Origin of the sequence: Aminobacter aganoensis, from assembly GCF_014206975.1 — a bacterium.
Lineage (GTDB): Bacteria > Pseudomonadota > Alphaproteobacteria > Rhizobiales > Rhizobiaceae > Aminobacter > Aminobacter aganoensis.
The window spans coordinates 36,604-54,306 of the sequence record NZ_JACHOU010000003.1 but is presented as its reverse complement, the minus strand read 5'-3'; the positions used below and the strand labels follow the sequence as shown (position 1 = coordinate 54,306).

Sequence of the window (17,703 nt, the reverse complement as noted above, 5' to 3'; positions counted from 1 at the left end):
ACAAGAAGTGCGAATTTCGGCCAAGGCAAGTTCGATCCGTGCATCCAATCGGGACCTAGCGCGTTTTCGTTTGCAATCCCAGACAAGGAGAACGGTCGTGTCAGCCAGCACAGCAATTCGCGAGCACATGGAAGTCATCGGCGCCGACGGCGTGCACATCGGCACCGTCGACAAGGTCGAGGACGGGCGCATCAAGCTCACGAAACGGGACAGCGGCGAAGGCAGCCATCGCGGCCATCATCACTACATCTCCATGGCGCTCGTTGCAGAGACCGAGGGGAATAAGGTGCGCCTGTCGGCCAATGCCGACGTCGCGGTGACCTTCGAAGAGGAAAGCAAGCCGGACTGAGGCGAGCCCCTACTCCCGGGCGGCTTCGGCGGCCTTGGTGTTGATCAGGCCGAAACCGAAATCGGTGTCGCGGCCCTTGTCGCCAAGGTCGGTGGCCGTGGCGGCGAGCGCCTTTTCGATCGAGTCGGCCGAGCGCCCAGGCTCATTGTGCAGCAGGTTAGCGATCGCGCCGCTGACCACGGCTGCGGCAAACGAGGTGCCCGTCACCAGGTCGGTGCCGCCGCCGACCGGCGCCATGAGATCGACGCCGGGGGCCGAGATGTAGACATAAGGCCCGCGATTGGCCTGCTTCATCAGCGCGTCCTTGGCGTCGGTCGCCGTCACCGCGATGACACCCTTGTAGGCAGCAGGGTAGCCATAGGGCGCGCCGGGACCATTGTTGCCAGCGGCAGCGACCAAGATCATGCCGCGGGCGCGGGCGCCACGGCTGGCCTGCTCCAGCAGCGCGTTCTTGGGCCCGACGAAGCTCATGTTGACGATCTGGACGTTCTGCTCGGCGGCCCAGTCGAGCGCGTTGAGAATGATCTCCATGTTGGACTTGCCGCCTTCGAAGGCGCGGGCATGGAAGATCTTCGAGCCCGGCGCCATGCCCTTGAACGGCCCCGTGCCGGCGATCAGGCCGGCGACCGAGGTGGCATGGTCGCGGGCGGTGACGGTCACCCCCGGCATGGCGTCGAAGCTCCCCGCGACAACGCCCTTCAGCGCCGGATGGGTGTCGTCGATGGCGGTGTCGATGACCGCGACGCTGACGTTCTCGCCATTAGCGGCGGCCTCGTCGAGCGCGATACGCTGGAAGGCGAAATTGGGCACCGCTGCCGCCTGCTGCAACTCGTAGATGTGATTGGGCTCGCGTGTCGTGGTGCGGCCGTCGCCGGCGAGCTGCGCAAGCACCGTGCCGACCGGACGGCCATCGGGGATGCCGTAGCGGACGAGACTGGTGCCGAGCAGGGCCGACAGTCGCTGCGACCGGATTTCCAGGCCATAGGCGGCAGCGACAGCCTGGGCGACAGGCGCACCGCCATCAACGGTGACCAGCACCTCGTCGGGCACGAAGGCGCCCGCTATGGCACGCGGCGGTGCGATGATCGCCGCTCCGGGCGGAGGCACATCAGGTGGCGGCGGTGTCGGCGTTCCGCCCGCCTGGGTGCCGCCACCAGACGGATCGGGGCTTGCGGCGGCCGGGTCGCGCAGCGGGTTTGGCGTCGGCACCGGAACAGCTGCCTGCCCGCCGGATGCGACACCGGGAAAGTCGCCGGGATTGGGAAAGAGGTCGACGAGCAATTCGGGCAAGCCGACCGCCCGGGGCGGGATTCCGCTACCATCGGCCGGGCCGCCTGGCGTCGGGCCGGCGCCGGGCTGCAGGCAATCGACGCTTGTTGCGGCAGTCGTTCGGTTGAGGCAATCCAGCTGCTGCGGCGTCAGGCTGGGATCGTTGGTCTGGGCAAGAGCAGGCGCGGCGGCAAACAATGTCGCCGCCAGCATCAACCCTGTAACCTGCCCCGGCAGTGTCATCCCGCTGGCTTCCTTCCCGCCGTTACCGTATCGGCGAAGGGTGCCGCCGCGATCAGGCCGACGATGCGGTCGTAGTCGGCGACGGTCTCGGCGGGAATGGCGACGCGGAAGACGCCGCTTGCCGTCGGGCCGTCGATGATCGCCGCCCCGTTGTCGCCGAGCAGCGCGGCAATGTCGGCCATCCTGGCATCCGGCTTGAACGTGACCAGCGCGAAGGGCAGCTTCGACTGCTCCTCGCCGGTGCCGGCGACCTGAACATCGTTGCCGCGGCCGCCGGGTTCGAGCACCGACTGCACCATGACCAGCGCCAGCAAGGCCGCAGCCGCACCCCAGGCGACGCCAACAGGCAGGCCCATGAACCTTTCCCAGACACGCGACAGCAACGACTGCGCCTGCGGCTCGCGCACCGGCCCGGCTTCGGCATCGAGCATCCTGGAGAAGCGGCTCAGCGCATCGGCCGGCGGGCGGATCACCTCGTTGGACGCCATTGTGCCGGAGAACTCTGCCTCGGCGGCCTCGAGGGCGGCGGGTGCGGCCGGATCGCTGGCGAGCCAGTCCTCGACAGTCGCCAGTTCGGCGCCTTCCAGCGTACCGTTCAGGTAGAACGGCAGCAGCGTTTCGATCTCGTCGCGGCGGGACATCTTCTCGGCAGCGCTCATGGCCAGCCCCTGTCGTATCCGGCGGCCTTCAAGGCTTCGCCAAGCTTCTTGCGGGCATAGAACATCCGCGTCTTCACCGTCGCCACCGGAATGTCCAGCACCTCGCCGATCTCGGTCACCGACTTGCCGTGATAATAAGCGAGGTCGATGACGGTGCGATGCTCCTCGGCCAGCGCATCGACGAAGCGGCGCAGGGCTGCGCCCTTGTCCAGCTTCATCGTCACCACTTCCGGGGTGTCCGAGCCGTCGGGCACGGCGGCTGCATCGTCGTCGTCGAGCCAGTCCTCCTTGCGCTTGCGCAGCGACGACAGCGCCTTGAAGCGGGCGATGCCGAGCAGCCAGGTCGAGACTTCCGAACGGCCTTCGAACTGCGGCGCCTTGCGCCACAACTCCAGGAACACTTCATTGGCAACGTCATCCGCCATGGCTTCCGACCCCGTCTGGCGCGCCACGAAACGGTAGACCCGTGCGTGGTGGCGCGTGAACAGGAGCCGCAAGGCGGCGCGGTCGCCGTTCGCGACCCGGCTCACGAGATCACGATCGGACATGGGGTCTGATGCGATGTTCATGGCCGGTGCAACCGCCGGGCTCCTGTCTGCTTGGTCGTCGTTGGCCGCAAAAAGGTTCACCGGAATGTTTCGGACGAAACGAAGCTAGCCGAACTTTGCCGGCATGGCCAGCGGGCGCGAGACGAGGACAAACACCGGTCGGGTTGCGATCGGCGTCCCCAGATGCCATATCCACGCTGGGTGTTCGCCTTGTGCGGGCAGGTTCCAGCGCTGGTCGGGCCGTCAGCGCCGAGAGCCTGTGTCCGGAGACGCCCATGACCAATCCCGTAAATCGCCAGCCAAGCGCCCTGCGCCGGTTCCTGGACAATCAGTCCTCTGCCGGACTGATCCTGATGGGGGCTGCCGCGCTGGCGCTGGTCGCCGCGAACTCGCCGCTTTGGCCCGCCTATGATGGCCTGCTCCGTACCTATGTCGGACCGATGTCCGTCTCCCACTGGATCAATGACGGGCTGATGGCGGTGTTCTTCCTGCTGGTCGGGCTGGAGATCAAGCGCGAGGTTCTCGACGGGCAGTTGTCCACCTGGTCACGACGTGCGCTGCCGGGCATCGCCGCATTTGGCGGCATGGTCGTGCCTGCCTTGATCTACCTGGCGTTCAACGCCGGTCCGAGTGCACGCGGATGGGCTATCCCCGCGGCCACAGACATTGCCTTCGCACTCGGCGTCATGTCGCTGCTCGGCGACCGGGTTCCGGCCTCGCTGCGCGTCTTCCTCGCCGCGCTGGCGATCATCGACGACCTCGGCGCGGTGGTCATCATCGCGCTGTTCTACACGGCAGGCCTGTCGCTCCCGGACCTCGCGGGCGCAGCCGCCGTGATCGCGGTGCTTTTCGGGATGAACCGGTTCGGCGTGAAACGACTGACGCCCTATCTGCTGCTCGGGCTGGTCCTGTGGGTGTTCGTGCTCCGCTCCGGCGTCCACGCCACGCTGGCCGGCGTGATCCTCGCCTTCACCATTCCCCTCAGGCCCACGCCCGGCCACCCGGACGACGAGAGCAAGAGCCCGCTGCACCACCTCGAACACCGCCTGCATGTGCCGGTCGGCTTCCTGATCGTGCCGATTTTCGGCCTGGCAAATGCCGGCGTGCCTTTCCTCGGCCTGCCGGCGGAAGCCCTGGCCGCACCCGTGACGATGGGCGTCGGGCTCGGGCTTCTGGCCGGCAAGCTTGTCGGCGTGTTCGGCCTTTCAACGCTGGCGATACGCCTTGGCGTCGCGGATCTTCCGGTCCATGCAAGCTGGCTGCAACTTGCGGGCACGGCCTTCCTGTGCGGCATCGGCTTCACCATGAGCCTGTTCATCACGCTGCTGGCCTTCGAAGGCGACGTCGACCTTCAGGCACAGGCGAAGATCGGCATCCTGCTGGGCTCGCTCGCCGCGGGGCTGGTCGGCTACCTGCTGCTCCGCGTCGCAGCTCCGGACGCGGCCCGATGACCTGACCACCCCGCTCTGTTCACGCAGTTTCGGGGCGCTTGGCGACGATTTGTTCGAACCGGGGCGGATGCAGCACATCCGCTCCTGCGCCAGGCTCCTATTCCTCGAACATCTCGTCGGGATCATAGACCGGCTTGCCTTGCAGCAGTGTCGCCACGACCCTTGCCTTGCCGATCTGCGCGACCGGAATGGCCGTGATGTCGCGGTCGATCACCACGAGGTCGGCGAATTTGCCGACCTCGAGCGAACCGGTCGTCCTGTCCTGGTGCAGCAGGCGCGCCGGGTTGATGGTCATCCATTCGATGGCGGTGGCGACATCGGGCGCGCCTTCGCTCTTGCGCGTGAGCGCCGCCTGTATCTTGACCAGCGGCGACAGTTCGTCGGCGTCGAAATCGCTGCTCATCACCACCTCGGCGCCCGTCGCCGTCAGCGACGCTGCCGGCAGCATGCGGTCGGCGCGGTCGCCGATGAACTGGCGGATGAACTTGTTGTATTCCGGATCGATCGAACTCGGCGCCAGCTGGAAATCGGCAACCACGCCGAGTTGCTTGAAACGGGGATAGTCCGCCTTGTCGAGCAGATAGAGGTGGGTCAGCCGATGCGGTCCGGGCTTGGGATCGGACTGCTCGATGGCGTCGAGGGCGAGGCGCGCGCCGCGATCTCCGGTCACATGGTAGTGCAGTTGGAAGCCCGACTTCGACAGCTCCCGGGAATAGCGATCCAGCGTGTCGACATCGAAATAGAGGAAGCCGCTGTCATGGCCGTGATCGATGCCGGCACCCTTCAGATAGGTTTGCAGCACGGCACCGGTGCGCTGCTCGAGAATGCCGTCGACATAGATCTTGGCCTGGTTGAAGCGCAGCAGGCTGGCGGGGTCGTTGGAATAGAGCTTGTTCAGCGCCGCCATCTGCTCGTCGAAGGGCAGGTCCGGATAGACATAGAGCGCATTCGACGCGCGCACCGTCAGCGTGTCGTTGGCCACCGCCTTCTGCCAGACCTTGAGGTGGCCCTGCGGCCAGAACCCGCCGGCGTCGCTGACCGAGGTGATGCCGTTCTCGGCCAGGGTCCGCAACGTCGGCAACAGGCTTTCATAAGCGAATTCGACGTTCTCCGGCGTGTCGGGAAAGGCCAGGTTGCGCAGTTTCTGCTGCGCGTTCTCCAGCACGACGCCGTTGGGCTCGCCGGTCCCGGCATCGCGCAGGATGATGCCTCCAGGCGGATCGGCGGCCATCGCGTCATAGCCTGCGGCCTGCATCGCGGCCGAGTTGGCCCAGGCGCCATGGCCGATGTCGTCGAGGATCAGCACCGGCCTGTCCGGAGAGATCTCGTCGAGCAAGGCTCTTGGGTTGTCGCTCTGGTCGAGCAGGTTCGTCATGCTGACGCCCGACCCCAGCACCCATTCGGTCTTGCTGGACTTCACGCAGTCGCGAACCGCATCGAGGGTGTTGTCGAGCGTGTCGAAGGGTTCGAACTCGCACAGGATCTCGTTCACGCCGGCTTCGATCAGGTGCATGTGCGCGTCTTGGAAACCGGGCAGCACCGACATGCCGTCGAGGTCGATCACATCGGCGTCCTTGCCCGCTGCGGCCAGCGCCGCCTCCTTCGTGCCCACGGCCAGGATGACGCCGTCATCGTCGATGGCAATCGCCTGCGCCGACGGCGCGGCCGGATTGACCGTGTGAACCCTGGCGTTGGTCAGGACCATCGGCTTTGCCAGGGCCGGAACCGTCGCCAAGCCCCCGGCAAGGATCGCCGCCGCCGTCTTGATGCCGCTGCTGGTCATTCGGTGTTCTCCTGGATGGGCGCCCCAACCTAGGCGCCGACGGGAACGCCGTCCATGGCGCCGGGTCGTCGGGTACCGGCGGGCCCGGACCGGCGGGAAGGCCCTATTTCTTCAGAGCGGCAAAATCCTTGGAGACCTTGTCGCCGTCCGACAGCCGGGACGGCTCAGCAACCCGACTTTCGCCACGATGCAGACTGGCGCGAGACAGTCGACGGCGATCGTATTGTGTTGCGATCCTGCGGGGAGTTCCGGAGGCGACATGACGGACTCGCGCCGAGTCATGTGCCTTTTCGCTTTTCGAATTGAAGCCATTTCAGGGTTCCAGTGCGTCCAGATTGCCCGCAGTGGAATGCATTCAATTCAAAAAGCGTACGGACGGAAAACTTCCGCCAATTGGCGCACCCGACAGGATTCGAACCTGTGACCTCTGCCTTCGGAGGGCAGCGCTCTATCCAGCTGAGCTACGGGTGCTCGTCGGTGGCAACCACCGAACACGCCCGGCGCACCGGACGACGCGCGTTCATAGCCGATGCGGCGGCAGGCTTCAACGGGGGAAATGGAGTTGCGCGACACGCACGGCAGTCGCGCACCCGAGGCGGCAGTTGTGGCGAGCAACGCACGCGCGTGCCGCGCCTTGCCTCGTCCCTGGCCGAGACAGAGACAGAAGCGGGGTGCCGGCGCACGCCGGAGCAGATTGACGAGGATCGCCATGCATTGTCTAACCGCCCCCAGCCATGTTCACCCTCGCGCACATCGAAAATTTCGCCCAGGACGTCAAGAAAAGCCGCTTCCTGGCGGTCGCCGGTCCGGTGGCCGACGAGGCTGCGGCCAAGGCGTTCATCGCCGCCCATTCGGATGCGTCGGCCAACCACAATTGCTGGGCCTGGCGCACAGGCCAGGCGTACCGCTTCAGCGACGACGGCGAACCCAGCGGCACGGCGGGAAAGCCGATCCTCCAGGCGCTCGACGGCCAGGCGCTCGACAATGTCGCGGTCGTGGTCACGCGCTGGTTCGGCGGCGTGCTGCTCGGCACCGGCGGGCTGGTCCGCGCCTATGGCGGCACCGCTTCGGCCTGCCTGCGCGCGGCCGCCAAGGTGCCGCTCGTCACCACCGTCGACGCCGTGGTGACCCTCGACTTCGCCGACCTGGCGATCGTCCAGGCGAGGTTAGCCGCCCTGCCTGGCGTCCGCACCGTCGTCGAAACCTTCACCGCCACCGGCGCTGTGCTGACCCTTGCCCTGCCCGAAGCCGATGCGGCGGCCATCGCCGGGATGGTCGTCAACCTGAGCAGCGGGCGGGCAACCGTGGCATTGCCCGACTGATTCCCGGTGCGGGCCTTGCAGCATGCCAGCCTGGGCGCGGCACGGATGGCGCTGGCCGGGAAACGGCCATAAGCTCGGGCAAGACACCCCCAGCCCGCGCCGCCGGCCGTCGCTTGCGCCACCATCTGCCTGAAAGGAGATTGCGAAATGGACATCAAACGCTGCGGATCGCGGCCGTCGGCAACCCCCTCGCCCGACTACTTCACCGGCGCCGTGCGCCAGGACCCGCTCATCGAGGCGCCGGCGCCGGCCATGGTCCGCGCCGTCAGCGTCACCTTCGAGCCCGGTGCCCGGACAGCGTGGCACACCCATCCGCTCGGCCAGACCCTGGTCGTGACGTCAGGCTGCGGCTGGGTCCAGGTCTGGGGCGGCGAGGTGCAGGAAATCCACAACGGCGACGTCGTCTGGTTCGCGCCCGGCGAAAAGCACTGGCACGGCGCCACGGCAACCACGGCGATGACCCACATCGCGATCCAGGAAGCGCAGGATGGCCGCGCCGTCGACTGGCTCGAGCATGTCAGCGCCGCGCAATACAAGGCGCCGGCCTGAGCCAACCCATGCTAGCCCCGGCGGATCGAGCGCCGGGGGACGCGCGTCAGTAGATTCCGGCCGCCGGCACCGGTTCCGGGGCCGCCGGCAGGCCCGGAGGCGCCGGCATCGCCGTCGCGGCGGGCATCGCAACCGCCGTCTCGGTCGGCATCTGCACCGGCTGGGCCGCGGGCGCCGGCTGGAACAGCGACGACGCCACGCTGCCACCCGAAGCCTGCGGCATGTAGCGCACGATCAGTTCCTCGACATGGGCGTTGCGCTTGCGCGCGCTGTCGCCGCCCATCACCACGATCACCAGCTTGCGGCCGCCGGCATTGACCGAAGTGACGATGTTGAAGCCCGACGCCCTGATGTAGCCGGTCTTGATGCCGTCGACGCCATTGACCCGGCCGAGCAGGTCGTTATGGCCGCGCACCCGCTTGCCGCGGAAATTGAAATCGGTGGCCGAGAAATAGTAATAATGCTGCGGGAAATGCTTGCGCAGCGCCATGCCGAGCACGGCCATGTCGCGCGCGGTGGTGCGCTGGGCGGCATCGGGCAGGCCCGACGCATTGCGGAACACCGTCGAGGTCATGCCGAGCTGGCGCGCCTTCGACGTCATCTGGCGGGCAAATCCCTCCTCCGAACCGCCGAGATATTCGCCGACGGCCACCGCCACGTCATTGGCCGACTTGGTGGCGAGCGCGCGGATCGCCGCTTCCAGCTCGATCTGCTCGCCACGCTTGAAGCCGAGCTTGGACGGCGGCTGCGCCGCCGCGTTGGCCGACACCGGGATCAGCGTCGTCTTGGCGACCCGACCCTGCTGCATCGCCTCGAAGGTCAGGTACAGCGTCATCATCTTGGTCAGCGAGGCGGGATAGCGCGGCGCCGTCGAATAGGCCTGGAACAGCGTGCGCCCGTTGGAGGCGTCGACGACGATGGCGGCATATTTTTCCGGCGCGGCCGGCGGTGCGACATCAAGCGCCTCCGATGTGGCGCAGCCGGCGAGCAGCACGGCCATGGCAAACAGCGCTGCGACCTGGCGGAGAAGCCGGGGCACTGGCAGCTGGAACGACCCGGGGAAGCGCGGAAGCAGGAAAACTTGGGCTAGCAACGAAAAACCTGTCGGTGGTCGCCAAAAACTCTGGCTGAGTGAGATGCCGGCCGGCAACAACAGCCGGAAACTACAGAATGTACGCCAAGCCGTCCATTTGGCTCGACGCGCCAGGCTCATGTTGCGCGGACGGTGTTGACTATTGGTTACACCTGCAAGCTTGCGCCAGCCGTGAAAAAGCGGCTTGTCTGGTGCAGCAACAGCGGGTGATTTGGCAGATGAACGTGCATCGATTGCAGGCCGGGGGCATTTCCGTCGCACTGGACCTCTCGGTCGGCCACCTCGCCGATCTGGCCATCGACGCCGGCGGGCGCAGCATCAGGCCGCTGCATCGCGCGCCGTGGATCGACAGGCCGGACCTGCCGGAAGGGCTGCCGGCGGGTGTCGCCAGGCTGTCTGGCGATTTTCTCTGCGCGCCGTTTTCGCGCAGCGACGTCGAGGCAGCACCGCTCCATGGCTGGCCGGCCAACAGCGCATGGGACCTCGTCTTCGATGAAGCCATTCCGGGCGGCCGCCGCGCCGGCTTCCGGCTGCAGCACAAGGTGATGGGCGCGACGGTCGACAAGACGCTCATCCTGCGCGACGGCCATCCCTTCCTTTACCAGGAACACAGCTTCACCGGCGGTTCCGGCGCGATCTCCGTCGCACATCACCCGATGACGGAGATGCAGGCAGGCGGGCGGCTGGCGTTTTCGCCGAAGCGGCTGGCGACGACTCCGCCGGATGCGACCGAACCCGACCCGGCGCGCGGCAGCCATCTGCTCGCCTACCCCGCCCGCAGCACCGATCTGGCGCGCTTTCCCGACGCTTCGGGCGGCGAGGTCGACCTCGCCGACTACAGCGCCAGCCGCCGGCACGAGGATTTCGTCACGCTTGTCGAAGCCGACCACGGCGGCATGGGCTGGACGGCGGTGGCGCGCAAGGCCGAGGGTGACGTCGTGCTGGTGCTGAAGAACCCGGACGAGCTGCCCGTTACCATGCTGTGGATCAGCAATGGCGGCCGCTACTACGCGCCGTGGAACGGCCGGGCCGGTGCCCTCGGCATCGAGGACGGCCGCACGGCGATCGGTCATGCCGCCTCGCTCGGTGACAACTGGCTGCGGCGCGAGGGCGTGGAGACCGCCTTTGCGCTCGGCGGCCATGTTGCCTTCCGCCAGGTCGTCGGCGCCCTGCCGCTGGAAGGCGGGCAGCCGCCGGTTTCGATCACTCCCGGCGCGGGAACGCTGCGGCTGGCATTCGCGGACGGCAGCACCCGCGACACCGCCTTCGACGATCAGTTCCTGCGAATTGCAAAACGCACTTGAACTGGAACCTTCGCCGCCTCAATTTTGTCTGATGCTCCAGCAGGATGCCAAACGAGACCATCGGGAAGGCCCATGTCAGAGATAGCCCATATCGCAGCCACCCTTTTCAAGCGCGCCCATCACGCCGAGCGCTTCGTCATCGGCATCGCCGGGCCGCCCGGTTCGGGCAAGTCGACGCTGTCGGCGGCGCTGCGCGACGTGCTGCCCGAAGGTTCGGCTGCCGTAGTGCCGATGGACGGCTTCCACTTCGACGACAAGGTGCTCGAGACGCGTGGACTGAGCGCGCGCAAGGGCGCACCGGAAACCTTCGACTTTGCCGGCTTCGAAGTGCTGCTCAAGCGGCTGCGCGCCGCCGAACCCGACATTGCCATTCCGGTGTTCGACCGCAGCATCGAGCTGTCGCGCGCCGCGGCCGAGATCGTCGGCGCCGACGTCAAGTTCATCCTCGTCGAAGGCAATTACCTGCTGCTCGACGAGGAGCCCTGGCAGCGGCTCGAATCCCTGTTCGACTTCACCATCTTCGTCGACGTGCCACGCGAGGAACTCGAACGGCGCCTGGTCGAACGCTGGCGCGAGCATGGCCGGTCCGACGCCGACGCCCGCAACTGGATCGATACCAACGACATGCCCAACATCGACCGCGTGCTCGCGGCGCGGCGCAAGGCCGACCTGGTCATCTGAGCCAGCCGGAACCGAAGCCCGGATTGCCCGTTGTCTGATGGGTACGACCTGCAGATGCGGGTCCGGACATTCGGAACAGCGAGGTGATGGCCATGGTTACCAAGGCGAAGAAAGCTGCCCCCAGGTCGGGCAAGGCCCTTCAGTCGAAGGTGGGCGCAGGGCCGGCAATGGCCGAACGGTCGAAAGACGCGGCCAAGCCGGCGTTCGGCAAGGCCGCGCCAAGAAAGGTGACGCCTGCGGCCGATAAGCCGGCGAAGGCTGGCAGCCCGAAGACGCCCGCCGCCGACAAGCGGCCATCGGTGGCCGCCCGGATGATGCGCAAGGTCAAGGGCGTGGCAACCGGCGTGGCCGGCATCGCCGCCTCGGTGATCACCCGCGACGGCGGCAAGGCGAAAGCCAAGGCCAAGTAGACCAAGCCCCGGCCAGCGCGATTTTCAGGAACGCGCGGGGATGTTCAGCCCGGCCTGCACCGCCGGCCGCGCCAGTCCGCGTTCCAACCATGCCGCGACATTCTCGAAGCTCTTGAAGCCGACGATGTCGCCCGCTTCATAGAAGCCGATCAGGTTGCGCACCCAGCCGAGCAGCGAAATGTCGGCAATGGTGTAGTCGTCGTCCATGATCCACTTGCGGCCGGCAAGGCGCTGGTCAAGTACGCCGAGAAGCCGGCGCGACTCGTCGCGGTAGCGTTCCAGCGGCCGCTTGTCGGCGATCTCGCGGCCGGCGAACTTGTGGAAGAAGCCGAGCTGGCCGAACATCGGGCCGACGGAGGCCATCTGAAAGAACACCCACTGGATCGTCTCGTAATGGCGGGCGCGATCGGCGGGGATCAGGCGCCCGGTCTTCTCGGCGAGATAGAGCAGGATCGCGCCCGATTCGAACAGCGCCAGCGGCTTGCCGCCGGGGCCGTTGGGATCGATGATCGCCGGAATCTTGCCGTTCGGGTTCAGCGCCAGGAACTCGGGCGTCCAGCTCTCGTTCTTTCCGATGTTGATGGCGTGGGCCTCATAGGGCAGGTCGAGCTCTTCCAGCGCGATCGACACCTTGACGCCATTCGGCGTCGGGAACGAATAGAGCTGGATGCGGTCGGGGTGCTGCGCCGGCCAACGCGCGGCAATCGGAAATGGAGTGAGATCGCTCATCGACGGTTCCTCGTGGGGGTGGGCCGGCGCGGAGCGCTGACCGGAATGGTGGGGCACGCAAGAGTTAGGCATGCAGGCGCGCTGCATCAATTAGGCATGCAGGCGCGCTGCATCAATATGCAAGCGCGCTGATTTGTCCCTACGCAACGTGGACGAAGGCCGCTCTCAGGCTGCCTTCACCGCCACCACGGCGTTGGTGCCGCCAAAGGCAAATCCGTTGCTGATCGCCACACGCACCGGGCGCGCCTTGGCGACATTGGGCGTCACGTCGAGGTCGCAGTCGGCATCCGCCTCGCGATAGTTGGCGGTCGGCGGCACCAGCCCTTCGCGCACCGCCATGACGCAGGCTATCATTTCGAGCGCACCCGAGGCGCCGAGGCAGTGGGCGTGCATCGACTTGGTCGACGACACCGACAGCTTGTGCGCATGCGCGCCGAACACGCGCTTGATGGCCGCGGTCTCGATCTGGTCGTTGGCCTTGGTGCCGGTGCCATGGGCGTTGATGTAGTCGACCTCTTCGGGCGCCAGGCCGGCATCGTGCAGGCAGGCGCGCATGGCGGCGGCCGGGCCTTCCACAGTCGGCGCAACGATGTCGGAGGCGTCGCCCGACATGCCGGCTCCGGCGAGCTCGGCCAGGATGGTGGCGCCGCGTGCGACGGCATGTTCGTAAGTCTCGAGCACGGCCATGCCCGCGCCTTCGCCAAGCACAAGGCCCTGGCGGTCGGCCGAGAACGGACGGCAAGTGTCGGGCGAGAGCACGCGCAGCGCTTCCCAAGCCTTGACGATGCCCCAGACCAGCGGCGCATCGGTGCCGCCGGCGACCATCACGTCGGCACGGCCGGCGCGCAATTGATCCATGGCGGTGGCGAATGCGTGGTTGGAGGACGAACAGGCGGAGGTGGCGCCAAAGACCGGGCCGCGCAGACCGAGATTCATGCTGACCTGGCCGGCTGCGGCACCCGGCATGACCTTGGGCACGGTGAAGATGCCAGCGCGGTTCCTGCCCTCGAGCAGGATGGCGCGGTAGTTTTCCTCGATCGCTTCCCAGCCGCAGACGCCGACGCCGACGACGGTGCCCATCCGGTAGGTGTTGGTCTCGTCGGAGGTCAGGCCGGCATGGCGCATCGCCTCGCGCGCCGCGATCACGGCAAGCAGGCTGAAGCGGTCCATCGACACCAGCTGCTTGCGGTCGATGCCGTGGTCGGGCAGTTCCTTGATCTCGGCGCCGGTGCGGGTCTTGAGATCGTGCAATGGCGATTGCACGATCGGGCCGATGGCAGAGCGGCCATTGCGCAGGCCGTCCCAGATGGCAGCCGCGTCGGTGCCGAGTCCGCACAGCCCGCCGAGGCCGGTGATGACGATGCGCTTGCGATCCATGTCAGGCTTTTTGTGCAATCAGGCCGCGTACGGCTTCAACCATGTCGCCAACATTCTTGAGGCTGCTCCAGGCATCGGCCGTGTTCATCTCGATCTCGATGCCGTATTCCTCTTCGAGATCGAAGATGATCTCGGTCAACTCGAGAGAATGGATGCCGAGCGCGGTCAATTCGGTATCAAGCGTGATCTCTTCGCCGCCGGTCTCTGCATGCGCCTTGATCTTGTCGATGATTTCCGTTGCCAGCTTGTCAGCCATCAGTACCCTTCCCCAGAACTCTCTTACACTTGCCGGGCATGCGTCACGCGATTGTCGCGCCGGGCCTGTTGCAGGCCCGAATTGCACTGTTCGCCCCCGAAATGAGCCAAAAAGGCATCCCTCTATAGAAACGGAAACGCCGTGAGGCAACAAGCTATATGTCGACAAACGCGTCGTCTCGGCTAAACCTCAGGGCGTCATGACCTTCAACGTATCCCTATCCGCGGCGGCGGACGCAGCAGCGATTTCCTCGCAACGCGTGGCCGCACGCGCCCGCATCGAGATCGAGCATCGCGCCGGGCGCAGCCGCCTCGCCCGCCTCTACCAGGACGGCGCGGCCAAGATCAGGCTGCCCGACACCGGGGTTGAGCCGCTGGAGGCGGTGCTGATCAACATGGCCGGCGGACTGACCGGCGGCGACCGTATCGGATGGGAGGTCGCCGTCGGTGCCGATGCACGGGCGTCGATCACCACCCAGGCGTGCGAAAAGGTCTACCGCGCTCTGGCCGGCCGGGCCGAAGTGGACGTACGGCTGACGGTCGGCCATGGCGGCCGGCTTGCATGGCTGCCGCAGGAGACGATCGTCTTCGACCGCTCGGCCTTCTCGCGTTCGCTCGACGTCGACCTCGCCGCAGGCGCCGAGGCGCTGGTCGTCGAAGCGACGGTCTTCGGCCGCAGCGCCATGGGCGAGCGCGCCAGGAGCGGCCTGTTCCGCGACCGCTGGCGCATCCGCTGCGAGGGAAAACTCGTCCACGCCGAAGAATTTTCGGTCGGCCCCGAGATGGAAACGATGCTCGCCAAACCGGCATCGGCCGGTGGGCGCATCGCCATGGCAACGCTGCTCTTGATCTCCGGCGAAACCGAGGTCTTGGTGGAACCGGCGCGGCGAATCATCGGCGACGATGGCGGCATCAGCGCCTGGAATGTGGCCGGAACTGGCAAGCTTCTTGCGAGGCTTTACGCCGAGGACGGCTACCAGCTACGTAAACGACTCATGCCCCTGGTCGCCCTGCTCAACGGACAGGCAGGCTTGCCCAGACTGTGGTCACTCTAGGATTTCGGTGCCCGAATGAACCTGACGCCAAGGGAAAAGGACAAGCTCTTGATCGCCATGGCGGCGATGGTGGCGCGCAAGCGGCTCGAACGCGGCGTCAAGCTCAACCATCCCGAGGCGGTGGCGCTGATCTCCGACTTCATCGTCGAGGGCGCGCGCGACGGCCGCCCCGTCGCCGAGCTGATGGAAGCCGGCGCCCATGTCATCACCCGTGCCCAGGTCATGGAGGGCATCGCCGAGATGATCCACGACGTCCAGGTGGAGGCCACCTTCCCCGACGGCACCAAGCTGGTCACCGTGCACGAACCCATTCGCTGAGGCCGCCATGCTCGAACTGCGTCCCAACTGCGAATGCTGCGACCGCGACCTGCCGCCCGAAGCTGCCGACGCGGTGATCTGCACCTTCGAATGCACCTTCTGCAGCGACTGCGCGAAAGGTGTGCTGGGCGGCACCTGCCCCAATTGCGGCGGCAATTTCTCCGCCCGGCCGATCCGGCCCGCTGCCATGCTTGCGAAATACCCCGCCTCGACCAAGCGCGTGCTGAAAGCCGAAGGCTGCGCGCCATTGCCAAGAAATGCGGCTTGAGGAGCTCCCGGCCATGATCCCCGGCGAAATCATTCCCGCCCCCGGCTCGATCGAGCTCAACAAGGGCCAGCCGACGGTCACGCTCAAGGTCGCCAACACGGGCGACCGGCCGATCCAGGTCGGCAGCCACTATCATTTCTACGAGACCAACAACGGCCTGAAATTCGACCGCGAACAGGCGCGGGGCATGCGGCTCGACATCGCCGCCGGCACCGCCGTGCGCTTCGAGCCCGGCCAGGAACGTGACGTCACGCTAGTGCCGCTCGGCGGCAAGCGCGAGGTCTACGGCTTCCAGAAGAAGGTGATGGGAAAACTCTGATGCCAGCGAAGATCTCCCGTCCCGACTATGCCCGGATGTTCGGCCCGACGGTGGGCGACAAGGTGCGGCTTGCCGACACCGAGCTGTTCATCGAAGTCGAGAACGACTTCACCGTCTATGGCGAGGAGGTGAAGTTCGGCGGCGGCAAGGTCATCCGCGACGGCATGGGCCAGAGCCAGCTCAGCCGCGCCCAAGGGGCGATGGACTGCGTCATCACCAATGCGCTGATCCTCGACCACACCGGCATCTACAAGGCCGATGTCGGCCTCAGGGACGGGCGCATCGCCGCCATCGGCAAGGCCGGCAACCCCGATACCCAGCCTGGCGTCACCATCATCATCGGCCCGGGCACCGAGATCATCGCCGGCGAAGGCAAGATCCTGACGGCTGGCGGCATCGATACCCACATCCACTTCATTTCGCCGCAGCAGGTCGACGAGGCGCTGAATTCGGGCGTCACCTGCATGGTCGGCGGCGGCACCGGCCCGGCGCACGGCACGCTCGCCACCACCTGTTCGCCCGGCCCATGGAACATCGCCCGCATCATCCAGGCCTTCGACGGCCTGCCGATGAACATCGGCGTGTTCGGCAAGGGCAATGCCTCGCTGCCGGGCGCACTGGAAGAGATGGTGCTGGCCGGTGCCTGCGGCCTCAAGCTGCACGAGGACTGGGGCTCGACGCCGGCGGCCATCGACACCTGTCTTTCGGTCGCCGACGCCTACGACATCCAGGTGGCGATCCACTCCGACACGCTGAACGAAGGCGGCTTCGTCGAAGACACGGTCGCAGCCTTCAAGGGCCGCACCATCCACTCCTTCCACACCGAAGGTGCCGGCGGCGGCCATGCGCCCGACATCATCAAGGTCTGCCAGTATCCCAACGTCATCCCGGCCTCGACCAACCCGACGCGGCCGTACACGGTCAACACCATCGCCGAGCATCTCGACATGCTGATGGTCTGCCATCATTTGTCGCCGTCGATCCCCGAGGATATCGCCTTCGCCGAAAGCCGCATCCGCAAGGAGACGATCGCGGCGGAAGACATCCTGCACGACCTCGGCGCCTTCTCCGTCATCTCGTCGGACAGCCAGGCCATGGGCCGCGTCGGCGAGATGATCATCCGGACATGGCAGACCGCCGACAAGATGAAGCGCCAGCGCGGCGCATTGCCGGGCGAAAAAGGCGACAGCGACAATTTCCGCGCCCGCCGCTACATCGCCAAATACACCATCAATCCGGCCATCGCGCATGGCATGTCGCGCGAGATCGGCTCGATCGAGGTCGGCAAGCGCGCCGATCTCGTGCTGTGGAACCCGGCCTTCTTCGGCGTGAAGCCCGACATGGTGCTGCTCGGCGGCTGGATCGCTACGGCGCCGATGGGCGACCCCAACGGCTCGATTCCCACGCCGCAGCCGAGCCATTTCCGCCCGATGTTCGGCGCCTATGGCAAGGCGCTGACCAACAGCTCGATCACCTTCGTGTCGAAGGCCGGGCTGGAGGGCGGCCTGCGCCAGCGCATCGGCGTGGAAAAGCAGATGGTGGCCGTCGAAAACACCCGCGGCGGCATCGGCAAGCGCTCGATGATCCTCAACGACGCGATGCCCGTGATGGAAGTCGATCCGGAGACCTACGAGGTGCGCGCCGACGGCGAACTGCTCACCTGCGAGCCGGCGACGGTGCTGCCGATGGCGCAGCGCTACTTCCTGTTCTGACGGATTCCT

The 17,703-nt window shown here is 66.6% G+C and carries 20 protein-coding genes and 1 tRNA gene; 12 read left to right on the top strand and 9 right to left on the bottom strand.

Going from position 1 to position 17,703, the window contains the following annotated elements:
* Window positions 1-127 precede the first annotated feature (127 nt).
* Window positions 128-349 (top strand): DUF2171 domain-containing protein, encoded by a 222-nt coding sequence (locus tag GGR00_RS07850; protein WP_055981204.1) that lies wholly within the window; start codon window positions 128-130, stop codon window positions 347-349.
* Between the two features lie 9 nt (window positions 350-358).
* Here the strand turns inward: GGR00_RS07850 and GGR00_RS07845 are convergent, their stop codons facing one another.
* Genes GGR00_RS07845 through GGR00_RS07835 form a run of 3 tightly spaced genes read right to left on the bottom strand, consistent with a single transcriptional unit; the run spans window position 359 to window position 3,089 of the window.
* The gene (locus GGR00_RS07845; protein WP_184699051.1) at window positions 359-1,861 is read right to left on the bottom strand and encodes a S8 family serine peptidase; all 1,503 of its coding nucleotides are present in this window, start codon (window positions 1,859-1,861) and stop codon (window positions 359-361) included.
* Window positions 1,858-2,520, bottom strand: coding sequence for an anti-sigma factor (locus GGR00_RS07840; protein ID WP_184699048.1), 663 nt, complete (start codon window positions 2,518-2,520; stop codon window positions 1,858-1,860). Before GGR00_RS07840 ends, GGR00_RS07845 begins: the two co-directional genes overlap by 4 nt.
* On the bottom strand, window positions 2,517-3,089 hold the full coding sequence (locus tag GGR00_RS07835) for a sigma-70 family RNA polymerase sigma factor (protein ID WP_055981680.1): 573 nt from the start codon (window positions 3,087-3,089) through the stop codon (window positions 2,517-2,519). Before GGR00_RS07835 ends, GGR00_RS07840 begins: the two co-directional genes overlap by 4 nt.
* Window positions 3,090-3,343: 254 nt before the next feature.
* Between GGR00_RS07835 and nhaA the strand changes: the two genes are divergently transcribed.
* On the top strand, window positions 3,344-4,519 hold the full coding sequence (nhaA, locus tag GGR00_RS07830; protein ID WP_055981198.1) for a Na+/H+ antiporter NhaA: 1,176 nt from the start codon (window positions 3,344-3,346) through the stop codon (window positions 4,517-4,519).
* A gap of 97 nt (window positions 4,520-4,616) precedes the next feature.
* Here nhaA and GGR00_RS07825 read toward each other — a convergent pair whose 3' ends face one another.
* Both GGR00_RS07825 and GGR00_RS07820 read right to left on the bottom strand, forming a co-directional pair.
* Entirely contained in the window at window positions 4,617-6,302 is a 1,686-nt protein-coding gene (locus GGR00_RS07825; RefSeq protein ID WP_184699046.1) for an amidohydrolase, read from the bottom strand.
* 394 nt (window positions 6,303-6,696) lie between these two features.
* Window positions 6,697-6,773: transfer RNA gene (locus GGR00_RS07820), tRNA-Arg, on the bottom strand.
* Window positions 6,774-7,036: 263 nt separating this feature from the next.
* Here GGR00_RS07820 and GGR00_RS07815 point away from each other — a divergent pair.
* Entirely contained in the window at window positions 7,037-7,624 is a 588-nt protein-coding gene (locus tag GGR00_RS07815; RefSeq protein WP_184699044.1) for an IMPACT family protein, read from the top strand.
* Window positions 7,625-7,771: 147 nt separating this feature from the next.
* Window positions 7,772-8,173, top strand: a complete 402-nt coding sequence (locus GGR00_RS07810) for a (R)-mandelonitrile lyase (RefSeq protein ID WP_055981190.1) — start codon at window positions 7,772-7,774, stop codon at window positions 8,171-8,173.
* 46 nt (window positions 8,174-8,219) lie between these two features.
* On the opposite strand, the gene GGR00_RS07805 is transcribed toward GGR00_RS07810, so the two are convergent.
* Entirely contained in the window at window positions 8,220-9,173 is a 954-nt protein-coding gene (locus GGR00_RS07805; RefSeq protein WP_184699437.1) for a D-alanyl-D-alanine carboxypeptidase family protein, read from the bottom strand.
* A 311-nt stretch (window positions 9,174-9,484) separates the two neighbouring features.
* Between GGR00_RS07805 and GGR00_RS07800 the strand changes: the two genes are divergently transcribed.
* The 3 genes from GGR00_RS07800 to GGR00_RS07790 all read left to right on the top strand — a co-directional run bounded on the left by GGR00_RS07800 (window position 9,485) and on the right by GGR00_RS07790 (window position 11,661).
* Complete coding sequence (locus GGR00_RS07800; RefSeq protein ID WP_184699042.1) at window positions 9,485-10,570, top strand: hypothetical protein; 1,086 nt, start codon at window positions 9,485-9,487, stop codon at window positions 10,568-10,570.
* A gap of 72 nt (window positions 10,571-10,642) precedes the next feature.
* Complete coding sequence (locus GGR00_RS07795; protein WP_184699040.1) at window positions 10,643-11,251, top strand: nucleoside triphosphate hydrolase; 609 nt, start codon at window positions 10,643-10,645, stop codon at window positions 11,249-11,251.
* Between the two features lie 92 nt (window positions 11,252-11,343).
* Complete coding sequence (locus tag GGR00_RS07790; RefSeq protein WP_184699038.1) at window positions 11,344-11,661, top strand: hypothetical protein; 318 nt, start codon at window positions 11,344-11,346, stop codon at window positions 11,659-11,661.
* Between the two features lie 24 nt (window positions 11,662-11,685).
* On the opposite strand, the gene GGR00_RS07785 is transcribed toward GGR00_RS07790, so the two are convergent.
* The 3 genes from GGR00_RS07785 to GGR00_RS07775 all read right to left on the bottom strand — a co-directional run bounded on the left by GGR00_RS07785 (window position 11,686) and on the right by GGR00_RS07775 (window position 14,023).
* Window positions 11,686-12,390, bottom strand: coding sequence for a glutathione S-transferase N-terminal domain-containing protein (locus GGR00_RS07785; protein ID WP_055981176.1), 705 nt, complete (start codon window positions 12,388-12,390; stop codon window positions 11,686-11,688).
* A 165-nt stretch (window positions 12,391-12,555) separates the two neighbouring features.
* Window positions 12,556-13,767: a beta-ketoacyl-[acyl-carrier-protein] synthase family protein gene (locus GGR00_RS07780; protein WP_184699036.1), complete on the bottom strand. Its 1,212-nt coding sequence runs from the start codon at window positions 13,765-13,767 to the stop codon at window positions 12,556-12,558.
* Between the two features lies 1 nt (window position 13,768).
* Window positions 13,769-14,023: an acyl carrier protein gene (locus GGR00_RS07775; protein WP_055981169.1), complete on the bottom strand. Its 255-nt coding sequence runs from the start codon at window positions 14,021-14,023 to the stop codon at window positions 13,769-13,771.
* A gap of 199 nt (window positions 14,024-14,222) precedes the next feature.
* On the opposite strand from GGR00_RS07775, the gene GGR00_RS07770 reads away from it, so the two are divergent.
* Genes GGR00_RS07770 through ureC form a run of 5 tightly spaced genes read left to right on the top strand, consistent with a single transcriptional unit; the run spans window position 14,223 to window position 17,694 of the window.
* Window positions 14,223-15,077, top strand: a complete 855-nt coding sequence (locus GGR00_RS07770) for an urease accessory protein UreD (protein ID WP_184699034.1) — start codon at window positions 14,223-14,225, stop codon at window positions 15,075-15,077.
* A 15-nt stretch (window positions 15,078-15,092) separates the two neighbouring features.
* Window positions 15,093-15,395 carry an urease subunit gamma gene (locus tag GGR00_RS07765; RefSeq protein WP_184699032.1) on the top strand — a complete coding sequence of 101 codons (303 nt, stop codon included), beginning with the start codon at window positions 15,093-15,095 and terminating at the stop codon, window positions 15,393-15,395.
* A gap of 7 nt (window positions 15,396-15,402) precedes the next feature.
* Window positions 15,403-15,663, top strand: coding sequence for a DUF1272 domain-containing protein (locus GGR00_RS07760; RefSeq protein ID WP_184699030.1), 261 nt, complete (start codon window positions 15,403-15,405; stop codon window positions 15,661-15,663).
* 13 nt (window positions 15,664-15,676) lie between these two features.
* Window positions 15,677-15,982: an urease subunit beta gene (locus GGR00_RS07755; RefSeq protein ID WP_055981158.1), complete on the top strand. Its 306-nt coding sequence runs from the start codon at window positions 15,677-15,679 to the stop codon at window positions 15,980-15,982.
* Window positions 15,982-17,694, top strand: coding sequence for an urease subunit alpha (gene ureC / locus GGR00_RS07750; protein ID WP_184699028.1), 1,713 nt, complete (start codon window positions 15,982-15,984; stop codon window positions 17,692-17,694). The genes GGR00_RS07755 and ureC overlap by 1 nt, the downstream gene beginning before the upstream one ends.
* Window positions 17,695-17,703 lie beyond the last annotated feature (9 nt).